The sequence below is a fragment of the Chryseobacterium proteolyticum genome, from assembly GCF_046591535.1.
Lineage (GTDB): Bacteria > Bacteroidota > Bacteroidia > Flavobacteriales > Weeksellaceae > Chryseobacterium > Chryseobacterium proteolyticum.
The window spans coordinates 133,913-159,993 of record NZ_JBJLWK010000005.1 but is presented as its reverse complement, the minus strand read 5'-3'; the positions used below and the strand labels follow the sequence as shown (position 1 = coordinate 159,993).

Below are 26,081 nucleotides of genomic sequence, written 5' to 3'. Positions count from 1 at the left end.
ATTTATCCGCCTGTGGAAAAGCTTTCAAAAGTCGTCATTCCTCCATCTACAAAAATGCTGGTTCCTGTTATATAATCTGCAAGATCACTCGCCAGAAAAGCGGCCAGGTTTCCGATATCTTCCGGTTGTCCGATTCTATTGTATGGAATTAGGTTAAGAAGACTGTTGAGTGTCTCCGGAGTATCCCAGGCATTTTTATTTATTGGTGTCTGGATAGCCCCAGGACAAATAGAATTAACTCTAATTTTTTGTGCTCCATACTCTTGTGCCAGGGTTTGCATCAGCATACGGATAGCTCCTTTACTTGATGCATAGTTGGCATGGCCTCCCCATGGAATAATTTCGTGTACAGAACTGATATGAATGATTTTTCCACAAGCTTTAGAACGAGAAAGATCTATTCCCCTGCGAAGAAACTCCTTAATGGCTTCTCTGGCACAAAGAAATTGTCCGGTAAGATTAACCCCAATTACAGCATTCCACTGATCCATGGTCATTTCGGTGAACTTAGCATCTTTCTGAATCCCGGCGTTATTAACAAGAATATCCACAGTTCCGAATCGGGAAATCACTTCCTGAAACATAGCGATCACCTGATCTTCTTTCGAAACATCACACTGATAGGTGATTCCTTTTCCTCCAGCATCCGTTATTTCTTTTAAGACAGCTTTGGCTTCCTCAACGGATCTTTCTGAAGAATGATTAACAATGACCGTGGCACCTGCTGAAGCTAAGGATTTAGCGATTCCTGTACCTATTCCACTTGATGCTCCCGTAACGACAGCCACCTGATTATGAAGGGATATTTCCATATTTTTTATTTGATGTTACTCAAAGTTAGTGGAAAGATCGCGCCAAGCAGAATTTTTTTACTTTAAAATTTTCTTAAAGTTTTTTATACATCAGCCGTTGCGGACCACTGCGTCCCATTCTGGTTTTCCCCTCGAATATGTAGCCTACTTTTATGTACAGCTCATATGCAGAAATATTGTTTTCGTTGACAGCAAGAACGATTTCATCACAATCTTTAAAATGATTCTTTACAAAATCATCTACAAGGCTCATAGCAGCTTTTCCAATGCCTCTCCCCTGAAAATCGGGATTAATAGACAATGATCTTAATAAAACAGATTTCGTATTATGGGTAAGATCCAGTTTATCATCACCGAAATCCAAGGCAAAATAGCCTGCAGGATTCTCATTTTCAAAAATCGTCACGGAAAATCCTTTACCATCATTTCTTTCTCTGATTCTCTCTATAGCAAATTCGGCAGTTGATGTATACTGCGATTGAACGTCATCCAATGTATAGTTAACTCCGGAAAAATCTTCGGGCTTGTAAAATTCTAAATGAATCATATTAATGGTGGTAAATATCGTTATACATTACTCCGGCGCGGATCTCCACAGGTAGTTTATTTTCTTCGGGAACAACCGGACAGTTATAATCATAAGCGTTATATGCACAATACGGTTGATAAGACTGGTTAAAATCCAGAATAAGAGTGTTTCCTTTCGGAATTTTAAGGTCCATATATTTTCCGCCACCATAAGTTTCTTTTCCATTGGTGAGGTCACGGAAAGGAAGGAAAAGATAGTCTTTATATTTTTCTTGTTTTAAAAGATCCAGACTTTGATATAAAGTAAGCGTATACTCCTGCCCTTCCAACGTAAAGCTAGCCTTACCATATTCTTTATATTGTTTAGTCTTTCCTGATGAAGTAGGAATTTCAAACGGTTCAGCATTAGCTGTTCGTACCAGCTTAGCTTCTACTCTGTATTTTAGATCCACAGGAAAAAAAGGATGTGCTTTAAAATTTTTAAAATTATCTCCTCTTAAAGGAGTTTCTTTAGGATTTAAATACTCTGCATTAAGGTTCTTCTGGAATTTTTTGATTTCAACCTTCTCCTTAAGGATTGATTTCTGTGAAAAAACGAAACAAGGAAACAGCAGCAATAGTAACAGGTATCTTTTCATTATTCATCTATTAAAGGTTAAAATTACAATAAAAAGTCCCATTAATTTTAATTAAAAATTATAATTTTTTGTGTTTTTCTAGCATAGTTTTTGGAAAATAACGAACATGAATAGAAAAGAGTTCATTAAAACAGGTATCATTGGAATATCTGGCTTTTACTTTTTAGGTACGCATCTTTTATATGGTTCCGCTCCAAAATCTCCTGAAAAAACAGAAATTTTGGATGCCCCTGTCATTATTATCGGTTCCGGATATGGAGGCGCCGTAGCAGCTTTACGCTTATGTGAGGCGGGAAAAAAAGTATTAATGCTTGAAATGGGACTGAATTGGGAAAAATCCGGGATTCCTTTTTCCAACTTATTAAAACCCCGAGAAAGTGCTGCATGGCTGAAAAAGAAGACCATTGCACCATTTATGAACCTGTTCTCTTTAAAAACTTTTACAGGTGCATTGGACCGACTGGATTTTGAACATATCAATATCTGGATGGGAAGAGGTGTTGGTGGAGGATCTATCGTAAATGGCGGAATGGCTGTAACCCCTAAAGAAAGTTATTTTAAAGAAGTTTTTCCACAGCTCGATGCTGAAATGTTTTATGATTACTATTTTCCTCTCGCCAGAAAAGAACTGAAGGTCAATGTGATTGATGAACAGTTTTTGCATGATTGTCCTTATTATAAATTTACAAGAGTAGGTGAAGAAGAGGCTCATAAAGCAGGCTTTAAAACCATCCGTGTTCCGAATGTGTATGATTTCAAATACATGGAGAGAGAATATAAAAATGAAGTTCCGAGATCTGCGCTTAATACGGAAGTAATCTATGGAAATAATCACGGTAAAAACAGTCTTGATAAAACGTATTTAAAAAAAAGCATCAGACACGGGAAATCTTGAAATACTGGATCTCCATTCAGTTACTTCCATCAAATTAAGTGATGACAAAAGTTATACACTGGATGTTAAACAGATCAATACCTCTGGAGAAGTAATCAAAGAGAAAATTTTTCATTGTAAAAAGCTGATCGTATCTGCAGGAACTATGGGAACTTTAGAGCTTCTTTTAAAATCCCATGCGAAAAACCAGCTTCCACTCAACAGTAATGTAGGGAAAAATTGGGGTAATAACGGAAACTTTATGACCGGTAGAAACTGGGTCAGACCTCTGTCCGGAGGTACAGGAGTTCAGCAATCCACTATTCCTGTAGGTGGAGTTGACAACTGGGAAGATAAAGAACATCCTTTTTTCACGGAGATTGCACCATTGCCAATGGGTATGGATGTGGCTACTGCACTATATCTGCTAATCAACAGGGTTGATAAAAAGGGAAAGGTATCTTTTGATACCACAACTCAAAGACTCCATATTGACTGGAATGAAAGTCATACAAAAAAGATGAGAGAGAATGCAGATTATTTTATCCGGAAAATGAACCGGGCTAATGGAGGTACCAGAAGCCATTTTCTTTTTAAAAATGGTTTTGGGCCTAATATATGTTATCATCCGTTAGGAGGTTGTGTATTAGGTGAAGCCACCACTCAATATGGTAAATTAAAAGATCATGAAAATCTTTTCATCCTGGACGGATCTTTAATTCCTGGAACCATTGGCGTGAATCCTTTTGTAACAATTGTTGCAATTACTGAATACTGCATTGAAAACTTAATCCGGCAAAATGAATTCGACTAATCCTGAGTCTTTATCATCGTAAGGTACTTTCGTACTTTACTTTCGTGCTCTTCAGGATATGAAGTTTCGAGCTTTCTGGCTAGGTCAGTTCCTATTTCATGAAAAAGATCTGCATATGCCAATAAAGCATTCCAGTTTTCTTCAATACTACTTCCGGAAAAAGTAGCTTCAATCCTTTTCCATAGATCTGGAGACAAATACTTTTTGAAAAGTCTTCCGTGTTTATTGGTCGTTATATTGTTCCACCCGTTTTCACTGGCAATATACCATTCCAGCAAAGGAACAAGATAATCAGTTCTGATTACATCCTCACTCATAAATTTAGCATAAAAAATATCTTCACGCTTAAGGCATTTTGCCACATAAGTTGTGTCCCACCAGAAATCATTCATCAGTTGCTGAAATCTTTCCGTTGTGGGTTTTTTAATCATCACAGACTGGTAAGTCGGGGCCTTTAGATTCTTTGTCAACTCATCTTTGTCGATCAGAACTTTATAGCCTACGTCCCAATCTTCAGGAAGCTCATCTTTTTTTATTTCTTTAATAAATTCAGATTTTTCATAGAGTTTGAAGTCCACTTTCACAAGATCTTCATACAAAACCATTTTCATTGCATGGACTCCGTCAAAAAATGTTTCATCTTCTTCTACCATTGAAATGGGCGCCCCAAAAAGTTCCAACCATGACTTATCAGATTCATATAGTTTCATTTTTTCAAAGACAAGTTCAATATCCAGATCACTAAAATCATCAACAGGAGCATAAGGATTTACTAATGAGCTGGTTAACAAAATAGCACGAATATCCGGATTCGTTTTCGCCAGTCAATGATCTGTTGTAATTTTTTTTCTCTGGTTTTCATTTAATAAGATTCTGATATTTTCACTCTGTATACATCCATTGCATTTCTCTTAATGGATTGTACAAAAAATCCACCTTCTTCAGGAATGACTTCTTTAAGATCAAAACTTTTACAATCTTTTGGCAATCCTGAAAATATGAGTGTAAACCAAAAATCCCGCATAAAAGGAACCGGAGTCCAGTCCGGAAATATTGTAATATTTTCAGCGTGGATCAGCTTACTTTGATGCTCCGAACTGTTATCAAAAAGATACGTGGTATTCCATATCCGGATCAGGTTACCCAAAAAAGGAGAGGCCGGGAAGCAGCAGTGCACAATAACCTGCTTCTCCTCTTCCACTTTTGTCTTAAGGGATTCAAGAAGTTCTCTGGCAATAATAGGCTTTACAACAATTTCTTCCACGGCTTTATATGAATTGCAAATAATATATCCTGCAAATTTATTTAAATTTCAATTGAAATGTATATTTTGAATGGATTATGATTGTGTAAAGTACTTTTCCAATATAAAAGCCGATTCATTGGAATCGGCTTTATTACTATTATTGATATTTAATTTATTCTTTGATATAAAATAATGCTTCAGAGACAATGTCGCATCAAAATTTCAGCACTCCCCATCAATTTCACTGCGGACATTTTAATTCAAGAAGCTTATCTCTAATATCTTTTATCTTTTATCTTTTATCTTTTATCTTTTATCTTTTATCTATACTAATAATGCAGCTCCAGCTTCTCTTTCGTATAAGCTCTCACTTTATCTGTAAGTTCAGGATTATCTGCAAGTTTTTGTCCGTAAGAAGGGATCATTTCCACTAATTTGTCTTTCCACTCCCCGTGAAGTTTTTCACCGAAGCACTTCTCAAGAACATTAAGCATGGCATAAACAGCAGTAGAAGCTCCCGGTGAAGCCCCCAGTAAAGAGGCAATGGTTCCACTCTTATTAACAACCACTTCGGTTCCGAATTCCAGTTTTCCACCTTCCTTTTCATCTTTTTTAATAACCTGAACTCTTTGTCCGGCTACTTTTAATTCCCAGTCTGCTTCATTGGCATCTTTAACAAACTCTCTCAAATGCTGCATCCTCTGGGCTTTCGTCATGGCTACCTGCTGAATTAGATATTTTGTTAATGGAATATTATGCCACCAGGCCCCAAAAAGGGATCTTATGTTTTTTGTATTCACACTTTCAGGAAGGTCAAGATAACTACCCTCTTTTAAAAACTTGGTTGAAAAGCCGGCGAAAGGCCCAAACAGGAGTGCTTTTTTACCGTCAATAATTCTAAGGTCAAGGTGAGGAACAGACATTGGCGGAGCATCTACTGTAGCCTGTGTGTATACTTTAGCCTGATGTTTTTCTACCAGCTCGGGATTATGCGTTACCAGCCATTCACCCGAAACAGGAAAACCTCCATACCCTTCACTTTCCTTAATATCTGAACTATCAAGCAACGGAAGCGCATAACCTCCGGCACCGATGAATACAAAATCTGCAACTACTTCTTGTTTGTGATTGTGAATCCTGTCTTTAACCTTCATTTCCCATTGTCCATTTTCTCTGGGATCAATATCTTTTACTTCATGATATAAAAAAACCTCTACATTGGAATCTTCTAATAAATGTCTTCCCATTTTTCGGGTAAGGGAACCAAAATTAACATCCGTTCCCAGATCCATTTTGGTTGCTGCCATTACTTCAGAAGCATTTCTCTTGCTCATCACTAAGGGAATCCATTCCCGCAGTTTTTCATGATCCGTAGAATACTCCATTCCTTTAAATAAAACGGATTTCACCATCTTATCATGGCGCTTTCTCAGATATTCTGCGTCCTTATCTCCAAATACCAGACTCATGTGAGGACATGAATTGATAAAATCTTTTGGATCTTTGATATATCCCTTTTGAAGTAAATAGGACCAAAACTGTTTGGAAATTTCAAATTGTTCTGCAATACTTTCTGCCTTTGAAATATCAATGGTCCCATCTTCTTTTTCCGGAGTATAATTCAATTCGCAAAATGCTGAATGCCCTGTTCCGGCATTATTCCAGGCTGCTGTACTTTCTTTGGCAAACCTGCCAAGCCTTTCAAAAATTGCGATCTCCAGATCGGGATCAAATTCGTGGAGTAATGTGGCTAAAGTGGCACTCATGATACCACCCCCAATGAGTACAACGTCATATTTTGGTTTTGGCGTTCTGCTTATAAGCGAATGTGACATAACATAAAATTTACTACTAATTTCGTGAAAAGTTTTAAAAAGAAGATTGCGTTTAAGGATTTTAACACAAAAGTTATTAAGAATATCTAACCTGTATCTGCACTAGAAAAAGTACAAAATTTTAGGTTAAATTTTGTACACCATTCAGATTATGGAATGATGAATACGAAATGCTTCTAATTAGACATCAATTTACTTCTCAATTCCCAGAGTCTTAACCAATTCCCTTGCCGCAGCACTTCCAGCTCTGTTTGCTCCGATAGTGGAAGCTGAAGGTCCATAACCCACCAAATGAATTCTCGGCTCTTTTGAAACTTCAGTGGCAAGTCTTCCGGACATGATGATACCTCCACCTTCTTCCTTAGGCAAAACAGCATCTAAATGAGACAGAGACCAGCGGAAGCCCGTATTCCAAAGAATGACATCAGCTTTTTCCTGTCTTCCGTCTTCCCATTTAACACCTTCTTCCGTAATCTCGCTGAACATAGGAAACCGTTTGAGGACACCTCTTTTTTCCATATTTTTAATTTCATCAGTAACAGGTAATCCCGTTACCGAAACAACAGATGTTGGCAATAATCCGCTTCTCACTCTTTTATCAACCATCGCAACTGCTAAACTCCCGGCCATATCATCAAACGGTCCTTCACGAAATTCCGGAGGCCTTCGTGTAACCCATGTAGTGGTGGTTACTTTTGAAATCTGATCCAGCAATTGAATCGCAGAAATACCACCTCCGACAATGATCACGTGTTTTCCCCTGAAGTATTCAGCATTTTTAAAATTCCGAGTATGCAGCTGTTCGCCCTTAAAAAGCTTAGCACCCGGATATTCCGGGATGTATGGATTTTCCCAGGTTCCCGTAGCATTAATGATGCCTAATGCAGAAAAGGAAACAGACGATGTATCAATATAAAACCGTTCTCCGTTCAGGCTCACTTTTTCAACCTTTACGGGCCGATAGACCTGTAACCCAAACTCTTTCTCATACAAATCATAATAATGCGGAACGGCAATATTAGCACGAACTTCCTTTTCATCTCCCTGAATAGTTTCTTCAAATGACATTCCCGGCAGATCATGAATGCGGTTTACTGTACTCAAGGTCAGGGAGTCCCAACGGGATTGCCATGCACCTCCAGCTGAAGGTGCAGCATCTAAAATAATAAAATCCCGACCGATTTCCAGTCCCATTTTTTTGAGGTGATATGCTGTAGAAAGTCCGGCTTGCCCGGCTCCAATAACTGCAATTTTTGTTTTATACCAAATTTTTCCTGCCATTTCAGATTTTTTAACGCCAGCCCAATTCAGGAGCCACATATTTCAAAATGGATTCAAGTACATGTACATTGTAATCCACACCCAATGTATTGGGAATTGTCAATAATAAAGTATCTGCTTCCTGAATGGCTTCATCCTGAGCCAACTCCTTAATGAGCTGTTCCGGTTCAGCAGCATAACTTCTTCCGAAAATAGCACGTTGGTTCCCCTCTAAAACACCTATTTTATCTGTTCTGTCGGCTTCATGTCCGAAATAATATCTATCCTGATCGTTGACGATTGCGAAAATAGACCGGCTCACAGAGACTCTCGGGATCCGTGTATGTCCTGCTTTTTTATAAGCCTCTCTATACAAACGAATTTGTTCAGCCTGCTGAATGTGAAAAGGTTTTCCACTTTCATCAAACTTCAAAGTAGAGCTTTGCAGATTCATACCGGTTTCTCCCGCCCAAACTGCAGTGGCATCCGAAGCCGAGCCCCACCAAATGCGATCACGTAATCCTTCAGAATGGGGTTCTATCCGCAATAATCCTGGAGGATTAGGAAACATCGGATTAGGATTAGGTTGAGCAAACCCTTCTCCTCTCAACAAATCAAAAAACTCCAAACCTTTACGACGTCCCATATCGACATCTGATTGTCCATCTTCCAAATCATATCCGAAGTATCGCCAACCATCAATGACCTGTTCTGGTGAACCTCTACTGATGCCTAATTGTAACCGGCCTCCAGAAATCAAATCTGCTGCACCGGCGTCTTCTACCATATACAATGGGTTTTCATACCGCATATCGATGACACCCGTTCCGATTTCAATTTTTTTGGTTTTGGCACCAATAGCCGCTAACAAAGGAAACGGCGACGCCAACTGGTTAGCGAAATGATGCACTCGAAAGTACGCTCCATCAATCCCAATTTCTTCTGCAGCTACAGCCAGATCTATAGATTGCAACAGAGTGTCACCTGCTGTTTTGGTATCATATGAAGGATGATTTCCCCAATGTCCAAACGATAAAAATCCTATCTTTTTCATATATCTAATTTACAAAATGTAATCTCTTGAAATATTATCATATGGTAAGTTCGGAATATAACAAGTCCTTACTATTTACCAATACATTTCAGATACAAGACAGATTGCATTCCGTTTTTATATACACTGAACTGGATCAAAGATCTGTGCCCCGGTAAAAATAGTCTCCAATAAAAAAACATCAGCAAATTGCTGATGTTTATATTCTGTCCTGTAATTTTCAAATCGTTTTAGTTCAATTTTGCGGTCAGCTTTTTAAACTGTTTTTCTGCATTTTTACCTTCATACAGAATTCCATAAATGGTATCAACAATCGGAAGTTTCAGATTTTTTTGTTTAGCCGTTTTATAAATAGAGTTAGCTGCGTAGTATCCTTCTGCTACCATGTTCATGGACTGGATAGCAGATTTTACAGTGTATCCTTTTCCGATCAGATTCCCTAAACTTCTGTTTCTGGAAAACAATGAATAGGCCGTCACCAATAAGTCTCCTAGATAGGCACTTTCATTAACATCTCTCGGTGCCTCATATATGGCTTCAAGGAATGTTTCCATTTCTCTGATCGCATTCGACACAAATACGGCCGTGAAGTTGTCTCCATAACCCAAGCCACTTGCTATTCCTGCACCAATGGCGAAAATATTTTTAAGGATTGCACTGTATTCGTTTCCTAAGATATCTTTACTTGAGTGGACTTTTATAAAATCGGAATTAAAGATATTCAACAGTTTTTCGGAAACTTCATCCTCTACAGTGGCTACGGTAAGATAAGAAAGACGTTCCATCGCTACTTCTTCAGCATGACAAGGTCCGGCAATTACCGCCTGATTCCGGAATCCGATCTGAAATTCATCTCTCAGATAATGAGCAACCACATCGTTTACTTTAGGAATAATCCCTTTAATTGCAGAAACAAAAATTTTATCTTTATAATCGCAGGTCATCTTATCCAATGTATCTGAAAGATAAATAGAAGGAGTTGCCAGTACAATAATATCACAGGCTGTAACAAGCTCATTGATATCAGTTGTCAGTTTTAAATTTTTAAGATTAAAGTTAACTGCAGTTAAATAAGTAGGATTGTGCCCGCGAAGCTCAATAGCTCCTTTTACAAATTCACTTCGTACACACCAATGTACTACTTTACAGTTTTCAACAAGCATTTTTACAATCGCAGTTGCAAAACTTCCACTTCCTACCACTCCTACGGAAACTTCACTTTTATTCTTTTTCGGATTTGAAGATTCTGAAATAGTTTTCTTTTTCGCCATAATTGAAATGTGAACTGCAAAGATATTAAAACAAAAAATTAAGAACTCTTTCGGAGCGTGATAAAACCTAATTTTTTGAAAACATTAACACTTTCACACAATTAAACCTTTAAATCCACGTTAAATACAGAAATAAGTAAATTTTAATTAAAAATAATTCATAAAACTGTTTTTTAATTAAATTTGCAGGCTAATACTGTTTTAATACTAACTGAAGAAATATGAATAAATTTCTAAGCAGCAAAAAGAAGGTAAATATACTCCTGGGAGGACTTTTACTGGTAGTTTTTGCTCAAGGCATCTTTATAGCTAAGTTATCTTCCGAAAAGGATGATAAAACATACGAAGTAAACCTTGTGAAAATAAACACTGAAAAAGACAGTGTAGATTACTTAAAAATGAAAACAGATCTTACTTTAGTAGATCAAACCGTAGCACAGCTTAACTCATTCCTGAAGTCTAAAGATGTTCCTAGTGAAAAGCTGATGTTTCTGAGTAAAGACAGTATTTCAAACACTGTCTATCTGGCCAAACAAGCCAACCGTTACAGTCAATATTTAATGGATTTACAAAAAAAAACTGATGCAGGTTCCATTGGGAATGCCAACTGACGGATATATTTCGTCCAATTTTGGAGTCAGAAAAAATCCTATTCCATTTAAGACCGTCTATGCTTCCGTAAGGACAAGTGCGGTTGCAGATTCTAAACCAGCAGTTGCCGCAGCTCCAAAACCGGAAGTGAAAGCCGAACCTGTTGAAAAGATCATTGAATTGACAGACAGTTACGGAAATAAAAGAGAGGTAAAAGTAATGGTTACTCCAAAAGCAACCAATGCTGCTACTCCATCAGCTGCATCAACCACTACAAAAACCTTAGCCGCCAATCCGTCATCTTCCAAAACAGCACCAACAGAAAAAAATAATCCACCTGCCGAAGCAGATCAGATGCAATTTCATAAAGGTCTGGACATTGCTGTTGCTTATGGTTCTGATGTAAGAGCAGCGGCAGCCGGAACCATTATTTTCTCAGGACAGAAGGGAGGTTATGGGAATTGCGTAATTGTTTCCCATGGAAATGGCTTGGCAACTTTATACGGCCACTTATCCGAATTGATCGCAAAAGTAAACGATAAGGTAAAAGTAGGTCAGGTGATTGCCAAATCCGGAAATTCAGGACGTTCCACAGGTCCTCATATTCATTATGAAGTGCACAAAAACAATACTCCGGTGAATCCGAAATTATTTATGAATTTATAATATAAAAACGGCTGTCAAAAGACAGCCGTTTTTGTTGTTTTATTCGAAATTTATACTTGAAAAAGAGACTGTGTAATCCGTTATATCTGAGAGAGTTTTATACACAAAGATTCTATCGTTTTAATTTTAATCAATCAAGAATCCGCTAAGGTTGCCGGCTACAATAAGTCTTCTAATTAAAATACCTAAATGAATTATTGGATTAAAAAACTCGGCTGCCTGACGGCAGCCGAGTTTTTACCTATTATTTTATTTCAAGATTTTAAACGGTACTTTAAAATGATCGAACGATCCGTCTTTTCCAGCAATATTCGTATAAATTATGTTTTTATTATAATCCTGAATATGGGTAACATTTTCACCGGTTTTAGGTTCATGCCAATACACCATGAATATATTTTTTGCAATCTCAGTTGCCGTATACTCAACAGTATCTGAAATACCTTTAAAAGCTTCTGTACCGCTAAAAGACATCGTTTTATTATCTTTATAATTCAATACAAAATTTCCTTTTCCAAAATCCACTTCAACCTTTCTTCCGATTGCCGGATATGGCGATTTCAGATCCCAGTTCATCTCTCCTAAAAATACCTTAACACCCATGCCCAACTCATCTTTTCCAGGAAGATCCGGATATTGATTCACCATATATTTCACTACAGCATCTGAACTTTTGTTCTCATGAACGGCTTTTTTATAGTTTTCTAAATACTTTTTAACAAAATCCAGAGATTGTGGAGACAAATTTAGTTTCGCAAAATGAGACGGAACAACTTGTTGTGGTTGCAAAGCCTTCATTGCGTCAATCTGTGCAATCCATTTATCAATAGCTTCATTGTTTTGAGTATCTGCCATCCAGATATGAGAATCTACAGAAACGGAAATACCTCCAACAATTGTTTTTAACGAAGGAATCCACAGAAAACTATGGGCAGGATCGTCAGGGTTCTGTCTGATCTCAATTTTATTTCCTTCCAAATCGGGAATTGAGTCTATAGCCTGAGGAACATAAACCTCTGAGGGAGCATCCGCTTTCAACTGAGGATTCCATACTGCCAGCTTATCATCTTTAGAAGCCGAAATAAGGTAAGCTGTCTGCGCTGTGGAAATGATCCTTACGTTAGGAAATGCTTTTTTAATAACATCAAGCCCAAAATAAAAGTCAGGGTCGCTGTGCGAAATAAAAACGGTTTTCAGATTTTTGCCTGTCGCTTTTATTTCCTTTACCAACTCTTCCGCATATTGTTTTTGGAATTGTGCATCAATCAGTATGGCATCTTTATCTCCGTATACAAGAGTAGAGGTAATCGGAAAAATAGCTTTTGCTCCCGGATTATATACTTTTATTTTTAGGGTTCCAGCCCATGCACTTCCTACAAAAACTAAAACAGCCAGTAATGATAATAATTTTTTTCTCAGCATCATAAAATGTTGTTTTGATTAGTAAGCAGCTGTAAAACGTTCACGGATATGATTGTTCTGTTCCAATTCATCTACAAGAACAACTGCGACATCTTCTACTGACAGAATACTTCTTCCCTCTTCATTCAATACCGGAGTTTCTAAAGAAGTTCTGTATTTTCCTGTTCTTGTTCCTACGTTAGCCTGGTTCATTTCAATTGCAGGGCTAAAGAAGGTCCAGTCAAGCGTATTATTTTCTTTGATCTTATTCAAATAATCTCTGGCAGCGGTAGCTCCAGGTTTATATGCTTCGGGAAAATCTGGGGTGTCTACAATTTGTACATGATCCGGTGTATAAAGACTTCCTGCACCTCCTACTACTATAAGTCTTTTTACTCCCGATTTCTCAACTGCTTTTTCAATGTTTTCAGAACCGGTAAGAAAGTCATTGTATAGATTCGGATTTGTCCATCCGGCGTTGTAAGTACTGATTACAGCATCAATTCCCTTTAAATTTTCGGCTAGCTGTTCTACATTGTTTACATCAACACTTTTAGCCTTTACTTTGTCATTCTGCTCTACTTTAGAAGCATCTCTTACGATCGCCTCTACTTCATAACCTCTGTTTTCCAGTTCTTTCACTACATGTGAACCTACAAATCCTGTTGCACCAATTACTGCTACTTTTTTCATAATGTTTATTTTTAAATTAAATTGTAATAAATTTTGTTACATTTAAGGGTAAAAAATTTTAATTGAATTGATCACAAAACTCCTGTAATGTTTTATCCCCTAAAAATTGAATCACTAACTTTTCTGTTTCGCTGAATAATGTGTTTAAATGATTATTAATCTCTTTTCCAACATTACAAGCCGGATTAGGATTTAGATTTTTTTTTACCCAGAACTTCAGTGTTTTTTACTGCTGAGTAGATATCAGAAATACGGATTTCGCTCGCATTCCTTGAAAGCTGGCTTCCTCCTTCTTTACCTTGTCTGCTTGCAACCAGACCAGCGTTTCTTAAAACCCCTAACTCTTTACGAACAACAACAGGATTAATATTAATACTGCCAGCCATCCACTCAGAAGTTAACCACTCCTCCGGACTATCTGCCAATAAGGTCATAATATGTACTGCCGTAGCAAATCTTGTATTGTTCATTTTAATTACAGGACAAAGGTAAAACAATTTTTTTAATTGTAACAAAATTTATTACAGTTATTTTTTTCTTAAAGTATCAATTTATCCAAATCCAAAAGCAGATAGTTGATGTTCTGATTGATCGTCCTTGTTGCTGATTGCATCTGATTAAGCATTGCTGCACGGTTTTGCAGGTCATCAGCACGATAAAATCCTCCGTCACTAAAAATGACCGAACTGTCTGCAGCTTTCCTATCATCATCGAACTGATAATGAAGCCATCTTTGTTTCATACTCTGGATGATGGAACTTGATTCTTTATTGGAAAACTTCTTCTCGGTATACATATACCAGATAAATGGTGGAAAATTAGGAGATTCAAGTCTTTCGTTCCATATATCCCTGAGAAGATTTCTTTGATGGATAAACTCTACCTTCTTCCCCTTCGGGTTCAGGGTAGCCAATCCGAATCCGGCTCCCAAAGCACCCCCACCAATATCTATTGCACTGCTCCATCCCTCATCTTTTACAATTCCTCCCGCAATGGATGCCGCAGCTCCTGCCACAATGGAATATAAAATAAGTTTATTATTCCTGGAAGCATTGAGATTATCTACATAACTTCCAATCTGAGCCACCCGCTCTCCTTCGCAATCAAATTCAGCCGCTACAGCATCCAGCTCTGTTAGTGCAATCGTAATTTTACTGTTAATTTTAGTTTTAAGTTGTAAAACTTTAACCTGAGCACTTAGTGAGGTATCCTTTTTAAGTTCTATAATCTGATGCACTTCGTCCAGATTATCCAGAGCATTCAGGATAAGGATACTCTGATCGGAAAACATTCCTTTAAGTTCCTTGTTCGCAGCCAGAATAGAATCAGAATTATAGGAAGGAAGCTTTTTGCTGTAATTGTATTGGAACGGGGCTTTGCAGTAGCTATCTTTTAAAGTAAGAATATTCTGCTTTATGGCCTGATTTTTTTTGGAAACACATGAAGTTATTAAGCTAAAAATAGCAAAAAGGTAAAGCAGCTTTTTCATTCAATCTATTTTTGTGTAGTCAGCTGTTGAAGGAGATTGCATGCATTATTAAAAATAATCTATCACCTATTTAAACAACTTAAAATCTAAAATACGAATTTAAAGTAAATAAAAAAATTTACCCAGAAATCGGGTAAATTTTAAGCTTTATTTAATCAGTAAATTATTTAATTCCCAATAGTTCAACTTCAAAAATAAGGGTACTGTTCGGGCCAATTTCTTTGCTGATCTGTTCCTCACCATAAGCCAGGTTAGGAGGAAGGAATAATCTCCATTTACTTCCTACCGGCATTAGCTGAAGAGCTTCTGTCCATCCGGATATTACTCTATTCAAAGGAAATGACGCCGGAGTTCCTCTTTTTACAGAGCTATCAAAAACCTCCCCTTTGATTGTGGTTCCGTGGTAGTGACATTTTACCGTATCTTTTGCTTTAGGCTGAGCTCCATTACCTTCTGTAATGATCTCATACTGCAATCCGCTTGGCAAAGTTACAACACCATCCTTTTTGGCATTTTCTTCCATGAAGGCTTTTCCCTCATTAAGATTTTTTTTCTGCCAGTTCTTTTTTGCGTTTAAATAACATATCTGCTACTCCCATTATTTAATTTTTTACAAAGATAAACTTTCTGAAAAACACTGAAAACCGAATGTTAAGCAGATAAAACACTAAAATAACATTATCTTAACATGCAATTCGAAACTTGGTGTTATAATTGGATTTAAAAATTAATGCCAAGCCCAATATTATATAATAAGAAATTCAATGAACTGACGGAGGAGGAAAAAGAACTTCTTACGATCAACAAAAAAAGTATTTCAGATTTTGTTGAACAGTCATCCATTATCAGCGATGTAGATTATGCGACGCGAAATGCTCATGCTACAACATATGCGGTTCTAAAGGGAGAGTTCAAAGTAAATACAAATCTACCCGATAATCTGCAACCCTTTTTTGATAAGGAAAAATATGATCTTATCATCAGGTTTTCCAATGCACATCTGAAAATTACAAAATCGAAAAAAGAAATACCAGCCTATGGTTTTTCAGTAAAAATAAAAGACGAAACCGGCGATGTTCTGGCCAATTATCCATTGGTTAATTTCCCTTTGTTCCCGGTTAACTCAGTAAGTACATTTTTGAAGCTTTTTACCTCAATAAACCAATTTTTTATAAAAAAATGGAACCATGTATTTCCTCTTGCTTACCAGATAATAAAAATAACCCCATCAGTATTCACCTTTTCATTTTTAAAGCATCTGTTCAGGTTGATCAGCCGGCGTAACAATTTCTTCCTTTCATTTGATTTTCACTCTATCGGAGCCTACCGATTAGGCGAATATATGATCAAAATACAGCTAAAACCTCAATCTCCGGAGAAGAATTTTGGAAAAAAAACAGGTACCCGTGAAGCTATTGAAAATTACTTTTCATCCAATGAGTATGTAGCGGATGTATTGGTTCAGCTGTGTTGTGATTTAAAGGATCAGCCCATTAATATTTTAAATCGTGAATGGAAGAATGCTCCCCTTATTAAAATAGGTGAAGTACTAATCAAAAAGGATGGCATACTGGAGCGATCGTGTGAACACGAACTCCTGTCTTTTAATCCTTTTGAAAGCAAGACTATTTTCCAGCCTGTTGGTAAAATCCAGAAACTCCGGGATGAAGCGTATAAGGTATCTGTACAGACCCGGCGTAAGATCAATAAACTGTTGCATGGATAACCTTGAAAACAATTGACACGAAATAAAAAAACTAGATTCAATAAAAAAGCCTTACTTTTAAGTAAGGCTTTTTGATTTATTTTTCTTCAAGCTTTTCTTTTGCTTCGTCCTCTTTTTCAGGGAACATGATTGATAAAATAACTGAAATCACCAGTACTCCACCCACGACCCCTAATGAGATTGGTGATGAAATATGAATCCATGGTGCAATTAACATCTTAACTCCAATGAAAGATAGGATGATAGCTAATCCGTAAGGTAATTTACTGAACATATGAATAAAATTCGCTAATAGGAAATACAATGATCTAAGTCCTAGAATTGCAAAAATATTCGAAGTATAAAGAATGAACGGATCATCTGAAATCGCAAAAATAGCAGGAATTGAGTCTACAGCGAAAAGAACATCCGTAAATTCTATTACCCCTACAACAACCAAAAGTGGGGTCGCCATTCTGATCCCGTTTTTAACGGTAAAGAACTTATCTCCATCATAGTTATCGGCAACTTTCCAGAAGCTCTTGATAAGCTTTGCCCCGGCAGTATTACTGAAATCTTCATCCTCATCATCGCCTCCGTCACCCCAGGATTTAATACCGGCATAAATAAGGAAAATACCAAAGAGTGCCATTACAATATTAATCTTAACAGCTTCACCAAAAATGTGCATTTCAGGTAAATAAGTTAAATTGATCAGCTCGACTCCTGCAAAAATAAATATCGCCCTGAAAATCAAAGCGCCTATAATTCCCCAAAATAAAACTTTATGATGTAAATATTTCGGAACTTTAAAAAATCCGAAAACAAGGATAAATACAAACAGGTTATCCACTGAAAGGGCTTTTTCTATCCAGTAAGCAGCCTGGTACTGGGTAAACTTTTCTACAGCAAGATGATGCCCATCAGCCTGATTGAACACCCAATATACCACTCCTGAAAAGATCATGGACAATGAAATCCACACTACAGACCAGATCGTTGCTTCTTTAGATGAAACCTCGTGACTTTTTTTGTTGAAAACTCCCAAATCGAGAAGCAACATGATAACAACCGTTACCGCAAATCCCCACACCAATCCAGGATGCAGTTCTAAAATACTTTGATGTTTTTCCACTTTACTATGTGTTTATTATATACGATAAAAGCAATAGCTGTACAGAGTACAATTATTGCCATTTATTTCAATTCGCGTAAATATAACCAATTTCAGCATAACTAAGCCTGACAAAAGTCTTGTTTAATAAATTTACAATCAACAATAATCAGCTCACTACGCCTGTAAATCAGTCTATGTGCTATATTTTTTTTCTTATAAATACTTTTGCTGTACGGTCTGGATTGTCTGCTCCAGTTTTCTGTCTGCGGTAGGATCTCCGATTGCGTTGAATTTCCATTCCCCGTTTCTTCTGTAAAAAACTCCCATTACCATCGCAACATGCCCGCTGAATGATTTGTCGTTAGCAATATCGTATTTAGCGAAAACTTCTTTTACATTAGTCGGTGTTCCCTCATAAATACGAATGGACGCAAACGGAATGGTTCCGAAATCCTGACCTCTGTAGCTGTTCAAAACCAGGGCAACATGCTCAACACCGGGATCCAGCTGATTGAAATCCACCGTAATAACCTCATTATCCAAACCGTCATCTCCGTCTACATCCCCTGTAAGATCATCCCCACTATGCTTCACAGATCCGTTTTTAGACTTTAGGTTTCCGAAGTAGATTACTTCCGTTGCATTTTTATTGGAATCATATAAAATACAGCTCGCATCTAAGTCTACTGCTTCTTTTTTACTTCCCCCGAAAAAGCTCTTTTTCTCAATCGCCCCCCAGTTAATTCCCACACAGGCTTGCGTAAGAGTAGTTCCGTTTTCTTTGGTAAGATTAATTCTTTGACCTTTCTGTAAGTTAATAGCCATTTTTTTATGTTTAATTATTTTTTTAGTGAACTGCGAAACCGCTGAATCGCAAAATTACTTTTATCCTACCTTTTTTGAAGGTAGTTTCTTTTTTAAGTTAATCCGTTAAACTGAATAATTGTGAAATTGCTTCTTTTTTTTATCTTATAGTAACTATTTTACAGTTTCTACAAATAATGCAATTTGGCCTTTTTACAATTCAGCAAATTTGCATTTTCCCTCCTTCCTAATTATTCAAATTCAAATTAAGCATTGCACGCAGAATATTTGTTTCTTCATTGACATCAAATATTTTGCTCATAATATCAACGTTTTCTAAGTTTCGAAGATAGTCCTTTAAAACAGTCTCTACATCTTCAGGTAGTGTACGTTTTCTTTCACCGATTGATTCCTCCAGCTCCTGATTTTTCCTCTTTAGCTGGTTGATAATAACAATCTGGTTCGATTCATTTTCCGCAGTATTTAAGTACGCAAGCTCATCATCGATCAGGTATAATCTCTTCTCTTCAATGTTGAAGATAAAGTGTTCATCCGATTGAAAGATCCGAAATAATTCATATTCATTTCTGTCGATTCTGTAACCACACATAAAGCGTACTTTAAAGTTTTGTATATTAAGCTTACCTAATAATTTCCTTTCAATAAAATAATCATTGTACTGGTAAGAAGGAACCGGATGAAGCTTAAGTTTTGATTCATCTGCCTCCGTTCTGTAAAATTCCGTTGCATATTTTTTATGAAAATATAAAACATCATTCCAGTTCAGGGTGAATTTATCTTCTGTAAGATCTTTATACAAATTTTTCAAATGCGTAGAAAATATACCGCTGTACATTTTCCTGTCTATTTCAAAACTATCAACTTTCCTTTCTTCAAAAGCTGAAATATATTGATTATTAATATCAATTTCATTAATAACCGCCAGCAGATCGTTTTCCTTTTTCTTCTTTATCTTGGTCAACAATTCTATCAGGCTGTCCGTATACTGAAGGTGAAAAAGCTCAAGCTTCTGAAAATCCAGTGTCTTATTTTCATTGAACAGATTATGTATAATATCTGTTTTAATGTAAATGGATATTATATTAACATTTTCAAAGAAGTTGGCAAGAAGTTTAAGTTTCGTTAATCTTCTTTTACTCTGAGACAGTATGGTTACAGCTTCATCATTCACCGGTGTATCGTATTATTAACCTCTGATATTTGCTTTTAGTTCGCTTTCTAATGTTTGCAGGTCCTGATCCAGCTTTCTTCTGTTTTCTGTTCCTTGCTTTTGGATCTGCTTTACTTCATTCAGGGTATTGATCAACATGGCTGTTGTTTCTTTCAAGGTTTCAGCGGATACAATGGTCTGCTCGTTTGCTTTCGCAACGTTTCTGGAGTTTTGCCCCAGACGTTCTGCATTTTTCCTTAAAATTTCTTCTGTAGTGGAAGATACCTTTTGCTGAATTTCAATATTCTGTTGCTGTCTGTGCATGGCAACAGCTAAAGAAAGCTGATTCTTCCATACCGGCAATGTTGTGGTAAGGATAGTCTGTGCTTTTTCAGCTATGGAAACATTATTGTTCTGTACCAATCTGATTTGCGGAAGGGACTGCATCATGATCAGACGAACAACTTTGAGATCAGCCAATCTTCTGTCCAGCCTGTTAATGAAGTCTCTTTTATCTGCAATCTGATAATCAGCATAATTCTGGATATTCGCTTCCATTTCTGCAAGTTCTCTTCCCGCTCTCTCCATTCTTAGATTCCCTGCAATTACAAGATCTTCTATTTGTTTAATTGAATTCACATTGCTGTCAAAGATCGTTTGCAATACTGCATTATCCTTTGTAGAAGTAATGATCCCGGCATTTACTTTATAAGAGATCTGATCAATATTATTGATAATCTTATCGTACTTCGCAAATAAGTTCTCAACCTGGGTAATTACTTTTTTCATGAATGGCAAACGGCTTAAAAAGCTTTTCGCTTTATTTCCGCCATTGATCTCATCTACATCCACGTAATTAAGCTCAACCAATAAATTATTGATCAGCTCTCCTACCTCACCTGAATTGGATCTTCTTACGTTATTCAGAAAGCTGTCACTCTGATTTGCAAGCGTCTTCTGCAGTTCAGAACCAAAATTTACGATAGAACCGGGATTAGTTTCATCTATGGCATTCGCTGCATTTTCATATTTCTGCAGATCATCATTTTTGATCTGGCTTAAATTCACATTTCCATCGCGGTCCACCAGAACCCCAGGTGTTCCCTGGTTGGATTGAACAGGCTGTGCCGGCTCAAATGTTTTAAGAGGTTCAATTGACTGAAGTGGGCCGATAGGTTGATTGGGTTCGTTATCCATGATAAATTATTGATAAAGTGATACAAATTTTTCAAGCCCTTCTCTCTGTCCGCTTCCTACCGCTTCAAACTTCCAATCTCCGTTTCTGTTATAGATTCTTCCGAATTCTACCGCCGTTTCGATGGAGAAGTCCTCATCCAGTTCATATTTTAGAATTTCTTCGTTGGTATCGGTATTGAAAATTCTGATAAAAGAGTTTCTTACCTGTCCGAAATTTTGTTTTCTTGCTTCAGCTTCGTGAATGGTAACAACCACTGTTATTTCCTTTACAGCAGAATCGATTTTGGTAAGATCAATTTTAATTTGCTCATCGTCGCCATCTCCATCTCCAGTCAAATTATCTCCCGTATGGATTACAGCTTTATCCGGAGATTCCAGGTTGTTATAAAAAATAAAGTGATTATCTGAAACCAATTTTTTATTTTCTCCCAATAAAAATAAAGAAGCATCTAAATCGAATGAACCTCCCGTTGATGTATTATTGATGTCCCATCCTAAACCTACGGTAAATTTAGGTGCGTTTATATTTTCTCTTTGTCCTTTTTGTAAGTTAATAGCCATAATATAATTCTGTTTGTGTTAAAGCATTTATGTTATTTTCGTATTCTTCTATTAAATGATAGTTATTGCTGATTGCCAGTTCAAGCAAGCTATCGATCTGTTCCTTTTTTACTTTAGACGTAAGATACTCAAAATTACTTGAATCCAACCCTAAAATATATTTCACAATTCTCGTATTAAACTGAAAACCAGCCCTTGCCATCACCTCAGCAATGTGATCTACATTTTTTACTGCATAGTAATTGAAGTAGTTTTCAATTTTCGGGTCAATACTAAAATTCATTAACTCCGCATAATATAAGAATATGAAATCAGCTTGTACGTCATATTCATTCAATATTTTGTTTACAGTATGCTCATGGCTTCCTGTAATTTTGATATCATCTATAAAAATACAAAGTTTTCCTCTTAGAAAATCCTTGTCAATATAATACGTATCATTAGCAATCAGATTTTTCCGATCCTCGAAATTAAGATTTCCATAATCTGTTGTATAGGTATGATTACGGTTGATCTTGGATAAAATACTTGACTTCTTTCCTTTTTGAAAAAGATAGAAATCAAGGCACTTTTTAAAATAAAAGCATAAAAAGTTTGAAGCAGTGGGAATTGCCATATAAGGACTCGGTAAAATCACGATTTCTTTATCGGCATCGAAAAGCCCTTCATAATGTCTAATAAATCCTTCGAATAATTCTTTAGCAAACTTCTCGGCATAAGATTTATCTCCATATTTAAAATAACTGTATTCTGCCGGAGAAAAGCTAAACTCTTCCGCAGAATGAATATGATGTAAACTGTACCTCGTGTTCATAGTTATTATATTGAATGTTTAAGTAAATGTGCATTGAAACCAAAGCTTTTCGCTCCATTAAAATCGGCAATCGCATTATCACCGATATGCAAAATCTGACGAAGTTCCAGCTCCTGGTTTTTGATTTTACTTTTCACTTCCTGAAAAGCAATCGGATTGGGTTTTGAACAATTGATCTCATCTGAATAGATATGGAAATCGATATAATCGTCCAGATTCTCTTCTATTAAAAACTTTCTAAGCGTTTTCCCTTTTATAAAGCCGGTATTACTTAAAATATTGATGGTCTTCCCCTGGTTTTTGATCTCGTCGAAAAGCTGGTGTATATTGTCAAAAATAATAACCGGTTTGTACTCCAGGAACAATTCTTCGCTTTTTATATAAAATGCATTGAGATCATCCGTATTGATTTCTTTTATATCAACCTGTAAAGCGCTTAATATAAGAAGATAAATTTCAAATGTATCCACATTCCCTCCTGTAACTTCGTTCATCGTATTACACAAATCATCATAATATTTTACTGTTTTTGTAACAGTTTCTATGGGTTGATTAATGGTAAAAAACGAGATGAACAGCTCAACTCTTTTTGCTTTAAATTCAGGGTGAGATTTTATCAAAGTAAGCCACAAATCAAAAGAGAAATGATAGTGGTTGTGGATGTCAATATCTGTTTTCAAAATGGTACGTATTACAATTTACACAGAGCATTGCTAAAAATTACTCCATATAATTTCATTTTTTCGTCGTTAGTTTTTAGTTTGAATCTATTCAATTCCTCCCAAAGATAATTTTTTAAAATTAAAGTCTGTTTTTTTTATAACTTTTTAAGATTTATGATTAATAATTAAGAAAAAAAAACGACAACTCATCATGGCACGTACCTACCATCTGTCTATTTCTCGGGCATTACCTTATAAGTGGGATCATCTTCTATGCTAACATCAATTACCGCTTCCGCTGTTTTTAAAATTTTCCTGCAGTCTTCGCTTAAATGGCGTAGGTGTAAGGTTTTATTGAGCTCATGATACCGTCTGGACAGCTTATCTAAAGCATCAATTGCACTCATATCAACAATTCTGCTTTCTTTAAAATCCACAACAACTTTATCCGGATCGGCTGCCGGATCAAATTTCTCTGCAAATGCGGTTACAGATCCGAAAAATAAAGGGCCGGAGATTTCATAATACTTCACTCCATCTTCATCAACGTACTTTCTTGCTCTGATCCTTTTTGCATTATCCCAGGCAAATATCAACGACGCAATGATGACTCCTACAAGAACAGCTAAGGCCAGATTATGCAAAACTATTGTTATCATCGCAACGATCACTCCAACAAATATGTCAGACTTTGGCATCTTATTGACAATCCTTATCGAAACCCACTGAAAGGTACTGATGGCTACCATCATCATTACTCCTACCAAAGCAGCCATTGGAATTTTTTCAATAAATGGTGCTCCTACCAGAATAATAATCAAAATCGTTATTGATGCAATGATTCCTGAAAGCCTGGCTCGGGATCCTGCATTGAGATTAACTAACGTCTGAGCTACCATGGCACAACCGCCCATTCCGGCAAAAAAACCATTGGTAATATTAGCAAGTCCCTGAGCCACAGATTCACGGTTAGCATTTCCTTTGGAATTGGTGATCTCATCAACCATCGAAAGAGTTAAAAGAGATTCTATAAGGCCTACACCAGCCATGATTAATGCGTAAGGAAATATAATATTCAGGGTTTCTAACGAAAATGGTACGTCAGGAATATGAAATGCCGGAAAACTTCCGCTGATGTGTGCAATATCCGCGACAGTCTTTGTATGGATATTTAATCCCAGGACAAGTCCAAAAACAATAATAATGGCAACCAATGAGGCAGGAACAACTTTGGTCAGTTTAGGAAAAAAATAAACAATGGCTATCGTAAAAGCCGTAAGTCCGGCCATAATATATAAAGAATTTCCCTGAAGCCAATGAACAGCTCCGTTGCCATCTACAAATTTAAACTGTTCTACCTGAGCCATAAAAATAATGACCGCTAAACCATTCAAAAACCCATACATAACGGGCTGAGGAATGAGGCGAACAAATTTCCCCAGTTTAAAAATACCAACCAATATCTGGAAAACTCCTGCTAAAGCAACGGTTGCGAACAGATATTCTACGCCATGCGATTTGGCCAAAGCAATCAATACAACAACTGTAGCACCTGCTCCTCCGGACACCATTCCCGGCCTCCCTCCAAAAACAGCCGTGATCAATCCCATTAAAAAAGCGGCATACAAACCCGTAAGCGGAGAAAGTCCCGCAAGAATCGCAAATGAAAGAGACTCCGGGATCATGGTCATCGCGACAGTAAATCCCGCAAGTAATTCATTTTTATAATTAATTTTTTTAGGAAAATCGAAGATATTAGTGAATGCATCCATAGTTAATCACAAAGGTAAATACTTGAAATATTATACACAATAAACGAATTCTCAAAATAGCATAAACGAATAAGCATTATTTCAAATAATTCACACATAAATTTATATTATTAAAAATATAAAAATTTAAAACCTTAATTTTTCCGTTAATGTCATTTTTTAACATTATTTATTACTTATATTTTTTGCATCAATTTTAAATTTTTCTATATTTGAAAATCAAGAAGTTGATTTTTTATTATATAACTTTAAATTAAAATAAGATTTTTCTTATTTAACTTTTATAAAAAAAATTAATCTACGAGTAAACAATATAAAGAAAAAATTGAATGAAAGGGCTTTAGATAATATATTATTGCTACTGCAGTCATAAAATCTGATATCTATAGTATTTTATTAGACGAGACAAAAGATAAATAATCGCTAAAAGCATCGATGGAGGTTAGAAGGATACTCAAGTCATTCTTTACATACTAAAAAATTCAGCAAATAATAGCCATGCTATTCCAGAAGTTTTGCTTTTTACCATCTTCGCTGCTCACAAGGGCAATTGATTACCTATTTTGTAACATATTCTATTATTTCTATACGTATCACATATTCAGAATACAGTTGATATACTATTTTATCTAATCTATCTAAGCAAACACTAATTATAAAATATTATCTAATAAAAATGTTATACAAAGAAATACATATCGGGCAATTCGTGAAAGAGCGGGTTGACGATAAAGGAATTACAATGGAAAGAATTTGTAATTTCTTAAACAAGGATGAAGAATTTGTTGAAAAGATGTACAACAGCAAATCGATAGATACAGAAGTTCTGCTACGATGCAGCAAATTACTGGAGTACGATTTTTTCAGATTATATAGTTCTCACCTTATTTTATATGCTCCACCGGCAGCTGTAAACAAGAATACGGAGAAATCAGACAAAATCCCTTATTTCAGAAAAAACATTTACACACAGGAAATAAAAGAATTCATCATTAAAAGAATTCAATCAGGAGAGATGACTCTGAATGAGGTCATTAAAGAATATTCTATTCCTAAAAGTACCCTTCACCGTTGGCTGCAAAAAATAAACACACCCATTAAATAAG

General features: G+C 36.3%; 25 protein-coding genes and 2 pseudogenes. 5 read left to right on the top strand and 22 right to left on the bottom strand.

The window, feature by feature from the left end; translation table 11 throughout:
- Positions 1 to 2 precede the first annotated feature (2 nt).
- The 3 genes from ACJ5H0_RS18455 to ACJ5H0_RS18445 form a co-directional block, all read right to left on the bottom strand.
- The gene (locus ACJ5H0_RS18455) at positions 3 to 812 is read right to left on the bottom strand and encodes an SDR family oxidoreductase (protein WP_411251273.1); all 810 of its coding nucleotides are present in this window, start codon (positions 810 to 812) and stop codon (positions 3 to 5) included.
- A gap of 73 nt (positions 813 to 885) precedes the next feature.
- The gene (locus ACJ5H0_RS18450) at positions 886 to 1,359 is read right to left on the bottom strand and encodes a GNAT family N-acetyltransferase (protein ID WP_273650758.1); all 474 of its coding nucleotides are present in this window, start codon (positions 1,357 to 1,359) and stop codon (positions 886 to 888) included.
- Between the two features lies 1 nt (position 1,360).
- Entirely contained in the window at positions 1,361 to 1,978 is a 618-nt protein-coding gene (locus ACJ5H0_RS18445; RefSeq protein ID WP_411251270.1) for a DUF1684 domain-containing protein, read from the bottom strand.
- 106 nt (positions 1,979 to 2,084) lie between these two features.
- Between ACJ5H0_RS18445 and ACJ5H0_RS18440 the strand changes: the two genes are divergently transcribed.
- Together ACJ5H0_RS18440 and ACJ5H0_RS18435 are read left to right on the top strand one after the other, a co-directional pair.
- Positions 2,085 to 2,873: an FAD-binding protein gene (locus ACJ5H0_RS18440; protein ID WP_411251267.1), complete on the top strand. Its 789-nt coding sequence runs from the start codon at positions 2,085 to 2,087 to the stop codon at positions 2,871 to 2,873.
- 145 nt (positions 2,874 to 3,018) lie between these two features.
- Complete coding sequence (locus ACJ5H0_RS18435; RefSeq protein WP_411251264.1) at positions 3,019 to 3,666, top strand: GMC oxidoreductase; 648 nt, start codon at positions 3,019 to 3,021, stop codon at positions 3,664 to 3,666.
- Here the strand turns inward: ACJ5H0_RS18435 and ACJ5H0_RS18430 are convergent.
- The 6 genes and pseudogenes from ACJ5H0_RS18430 to ACJ5H0_RS18405 all read right to left on the bottom strand — a co-directional run bounded on the left by ACJ5H0_RS18430 (position 3,663) and on the right by ACJ5H0_RS18405 (position 10,332).
- Positions 3,663 to 4,528 (bottom strand): annotated as a pseudogene (locus ACJ5H0_RS18430) (AadS family aminoglycoside 6-adenylyltransferase). The gene ACJ5H0_RS18435 and the pseudogene ACJ5H0_RS18430 sit on opposite strands and share 4 nt — an antisense overlap.
- Positions 4,529 to 4,930, bottom strand: coding sequence for a hypothetical protein (locus ACJ5H0_RS18425; protein ID WP_172283809.1), 402 nt, complete (start codon positions 4,928 to 4,930; stop codon positions 4,529 to 4,531).
- Positions 4,931 to 5,241: 311 nt separating this feature from the next.
- On the bottom strand, positions 5,242 to 6,747 hold the full coding sequence (gene mqo / locus ACJ5H0_RS18420) for a malate dehydrogenase (quinone) (protein WP_306614479.1): 1,506 nt from the start codon (positions 6,745 to 6,747) through the stop codon (positions 5,242 to 5,244).
- Between the two features lie 192 nt (positions 6,748 to 6,939).
- Complete coding sequence (locus tag ACJ5H0_RS18415) at positions 6,940 to 8,028, bottom strand: NAD(P)-binding domain-containing protein (RefSeq protein ID WP_411251260.1); 1,089 nt, start codon at positions 8,026 to 8,028, stop codon at positions 6,940 to 6,942.
- A gap of 10 nt (positions 8,029 to 8,038) precedes the next feature.
- A complete protein-coding gene (locus ACJ5H0_RS18410) occupies positions 8,039 to 9,061 on the bottom strand; it encodes an LLM class flavin-dependent oxidoreductase (RefSeq protein ID WP_411251257.1) in 1,023 nt (340 codons plus the stop codon).
- Between the two features lie 230 nt (positions 9,062 to 9,291).
- Positions 9,292 to 10,332, bottom strand: a complete 1,041-nt coding sequence (locus ACJ5H0_RS18405) for an NAD(P)H-dependent glycerol-3-phosphate dehydrogenase (RefSeq protein ID WP_172283800.1) — start codon at positions 10,330 to 10,332, stop codon at positions 9,292 to 9,294.
- Between the two features lie 221 nt (positions 10,333 to 10,553).
- Here ACJ5H0_RS18405 and ACJ5H0_RS18400 point away from each other — a divergent pair.
- Positions 10,554 to 11,589, top strand: a pseudogene (locus ACJ5H0_RS18400) (M23 family metallopeptidase).
- A gap of 249 nt (positions 11,590 to 11,838) precedes the next feature.
- Here ACJ5H0_RS18400 and ACJ5H0_RS18395 read toward each other — a convergent pair.
- From ACJ5H0_RS18395 to ACJ5H0_RS18375, 5 genes are all read right to left on the bottom strand, one after another.
- Positions 11,839 to 13,014: a MoaF-related domain-containing protein gene (locus ACJ5H0_RS18395; RefSeq protein WP_411251254.1), complete on the bottom strand. Its 1,176-nt coding sequence runs from the start codon at positions 13,012 to 13,014 to the stop codon at positions 11,839 to 11,841.
- A gap of 15 nt (positions 13,015 to 13,029) precedes the next feature.
- Positions 13,030 to 13,683: an NAD(P)-dependent oxidoreductase gene (locus ACJ5H0_RS18390; protein ID WP_172283796.1), complete on the bottom strand. Its 654-nt coding sequence runs from the start codon at positions 13,681 to 13,683 to the stop codon at positions 13,030 to 13,032.
- Between the two features lie 185 nt (positions 13,684 to 13,868).
- Positions 13,869 to 14,153, bottom strand: a complete 285-nt coding sequence (locus ACJ5H0_RS18385; RefSeq protein ID WP_411251247.1) for an Rrf2 family transcriptional regulator — start codon at positions 14,151 to 14,153, stop codon at positions 13,869 to 13,871.
- Positions 14,154 to 14,221: 68 nt separating this feature from the next.
- Positions 14,222 to 15,172 carry a hypothetical protein gene (locus ACJ5H0_RS18380; RefSeq protein WP_411251244.1) on the bottom strand — a complete coding sequence of 317 codons (951 nt, stop codon included), beginning with the start codon at positions 15,170 to 15,172 and terminating at the stop codon, positions 14,222 to 14,224.
- 163 nt (positions 15,173 to 15,335) lie between these two features.
- On the bottom strand, positions 15,336 to 15,695 hold the full coding sequence (locus tag ACJ5H0_RS18375) for an FKBP-type peptidyl-prolyl cis-trans isomerase (RefSeq protein ID WP_411251241.1): 360 nt from the start codon (positions 15,693 to 15,695) through the stop codon (positions 15,336 to 15,338).
- Between the two features lie 207 nt (positions 15,696 to 15,902).
- Between ACJ5H0_RS18375 and ACJ5H0_RS18370 the strand changes: the two genes are divergently transcribed.
- The gene (locus ACJ5H0_RS18370) at positions 15,903 to 16,898 is read left to right on the top strand and encodes a catalase family protein (RefSeq protein ID WP_411251237.1); all 996 of its coding nucleotides are present in this window, start codon (positions 15,903 to 15,905) and stop codon (positions 16,896 to 16,898) included.
- Between the two features lie 76 nt (positions 16,899 to 16,974).
- Here ACJ5H0_RS18370 and ACJ5H0_RS18365 read toward each other — a convergent pair whose 3' ends face one another.
- The 8 genes from ACJ5H0_RS18365 to ACJ5H0_RS18330 form a co-directional block, all read right to left on the bottom strand.
- Positions 16,975 to 18,012: a TerC/Alx family metal homeostasis membrane protein gene (locus tag ACJ5H0_RS18365; protein WP_172283786.1), complete on the bottom strand. Its 1,038-nt coding sequence runs from the start codon at positions 18,010 to 18,012 to the stop codon at positions 16,975 to 16,977.
- Between the two features lie 195 nt (positions 18,013 to 18,207).
- Positions 18,208 to 18,819, bottom strand: a complete 612-nt coding sequence (locus tag ACJ5H0_RS18360) for a TerD family protein (RefSeq protein ID WP_172283782.1) — start codon at positions 18,817 to 18,819, stop codon at positions 18,208 to 18,210.
- Between the two features lie 226 nt (positions 18,820 to 19,045).
- Positions 19,046 to 19,990, bottom strand: coding sequence for a hypothetical protein (locus ACJ5H0_RS18355; RefSeq protein WP_411251233.1), 945 nt, complete (start codon positions 19,988 to 19,990; stop codon positions 19,046 to 19,048).
- A gap of 15 nt (positions 19,991 to 20,005) precedes the next feature.
- Positions 20,006 to 21,166: a toxic anion resistance protein gene (locus ACJ5H0_RS18350; protein WP_411251230.1), complete on the bottom strand. Its 1,161-nt coding sequence runs from the start codon at positions 21,164 to 21,166 to the stop codon at positions 20,006 to 20,008.
- Positions 21,167 to 21,172: 6 nt separating this feature from the next.
- Entirely contained in the window at positions 21,173 to 21,727 is a 555-nt protein-coding gene (locus ACJ5H0_RS18345; protein ID WP_411251227.1) for a TerD family protein, read from the bottom strand.
- On the bottom strand, positions 21,717 to 22,541 hold the full coding sequence (locus tag ACJ5H0_RS18340; RefSeq protein WP_411251222.1) for a phosphoribosyltransferase family protein: 825 nt from the start codon (positions 22,539 to 22,541) through the stop codon (positions 21,717 to 21,719). The genes ACJ5H0_RS18345 and ACJ5H0_RS18340 overlap by 11 nt, the downstream gene beginning before the upstream one ends.
- Positions 22,542 to 22,546: 5 nt before the next feature.
- Positions 22,547 to 23,221 carry an HAD family hydrolase gene (locus tag ACJ5H0_RS18335; protein WP_411251219.1) on the bottom strand — a complete coding sequence of 225 codons (675 nt, stop codon included), beginning with the start codon at positions 23,219 to 23,221 and terminating at the stop codon, positions 22,547 to 22,549.
- A gap of 215 nt (positions 23,222 to 23,436) precedes the next feature.
- Positions 23,437 to 24,975, bottom strand: coding sequence for a SulP family inorganic anion transporter (locus ACJ5H0_RS18330; protein ID WP_411251216.1), 1,539 nt, complete (start codon positions 24,973 to 24,975; stop codon positions 23,437 to 23,439).
- 676 nt (positions 24,976 to 25,651) lie between these two features.
- Here ACJ5H0_RS18330 and ACJ5H0_RS18325 point away from each other — a divergent pair.
- Positions 25,652 to 26,080, top strand: coding sequence for a helix-turn-helix domain-containing protein (locus ACJ5H0_RS18325; protein ID WP_172283772.1), 429 nt, complete (start codon positions 25,652 to 25,654; stop codon positions 26,078 to 26,080).
- Position 26,081: the final 1 nt, after the last annotated feature.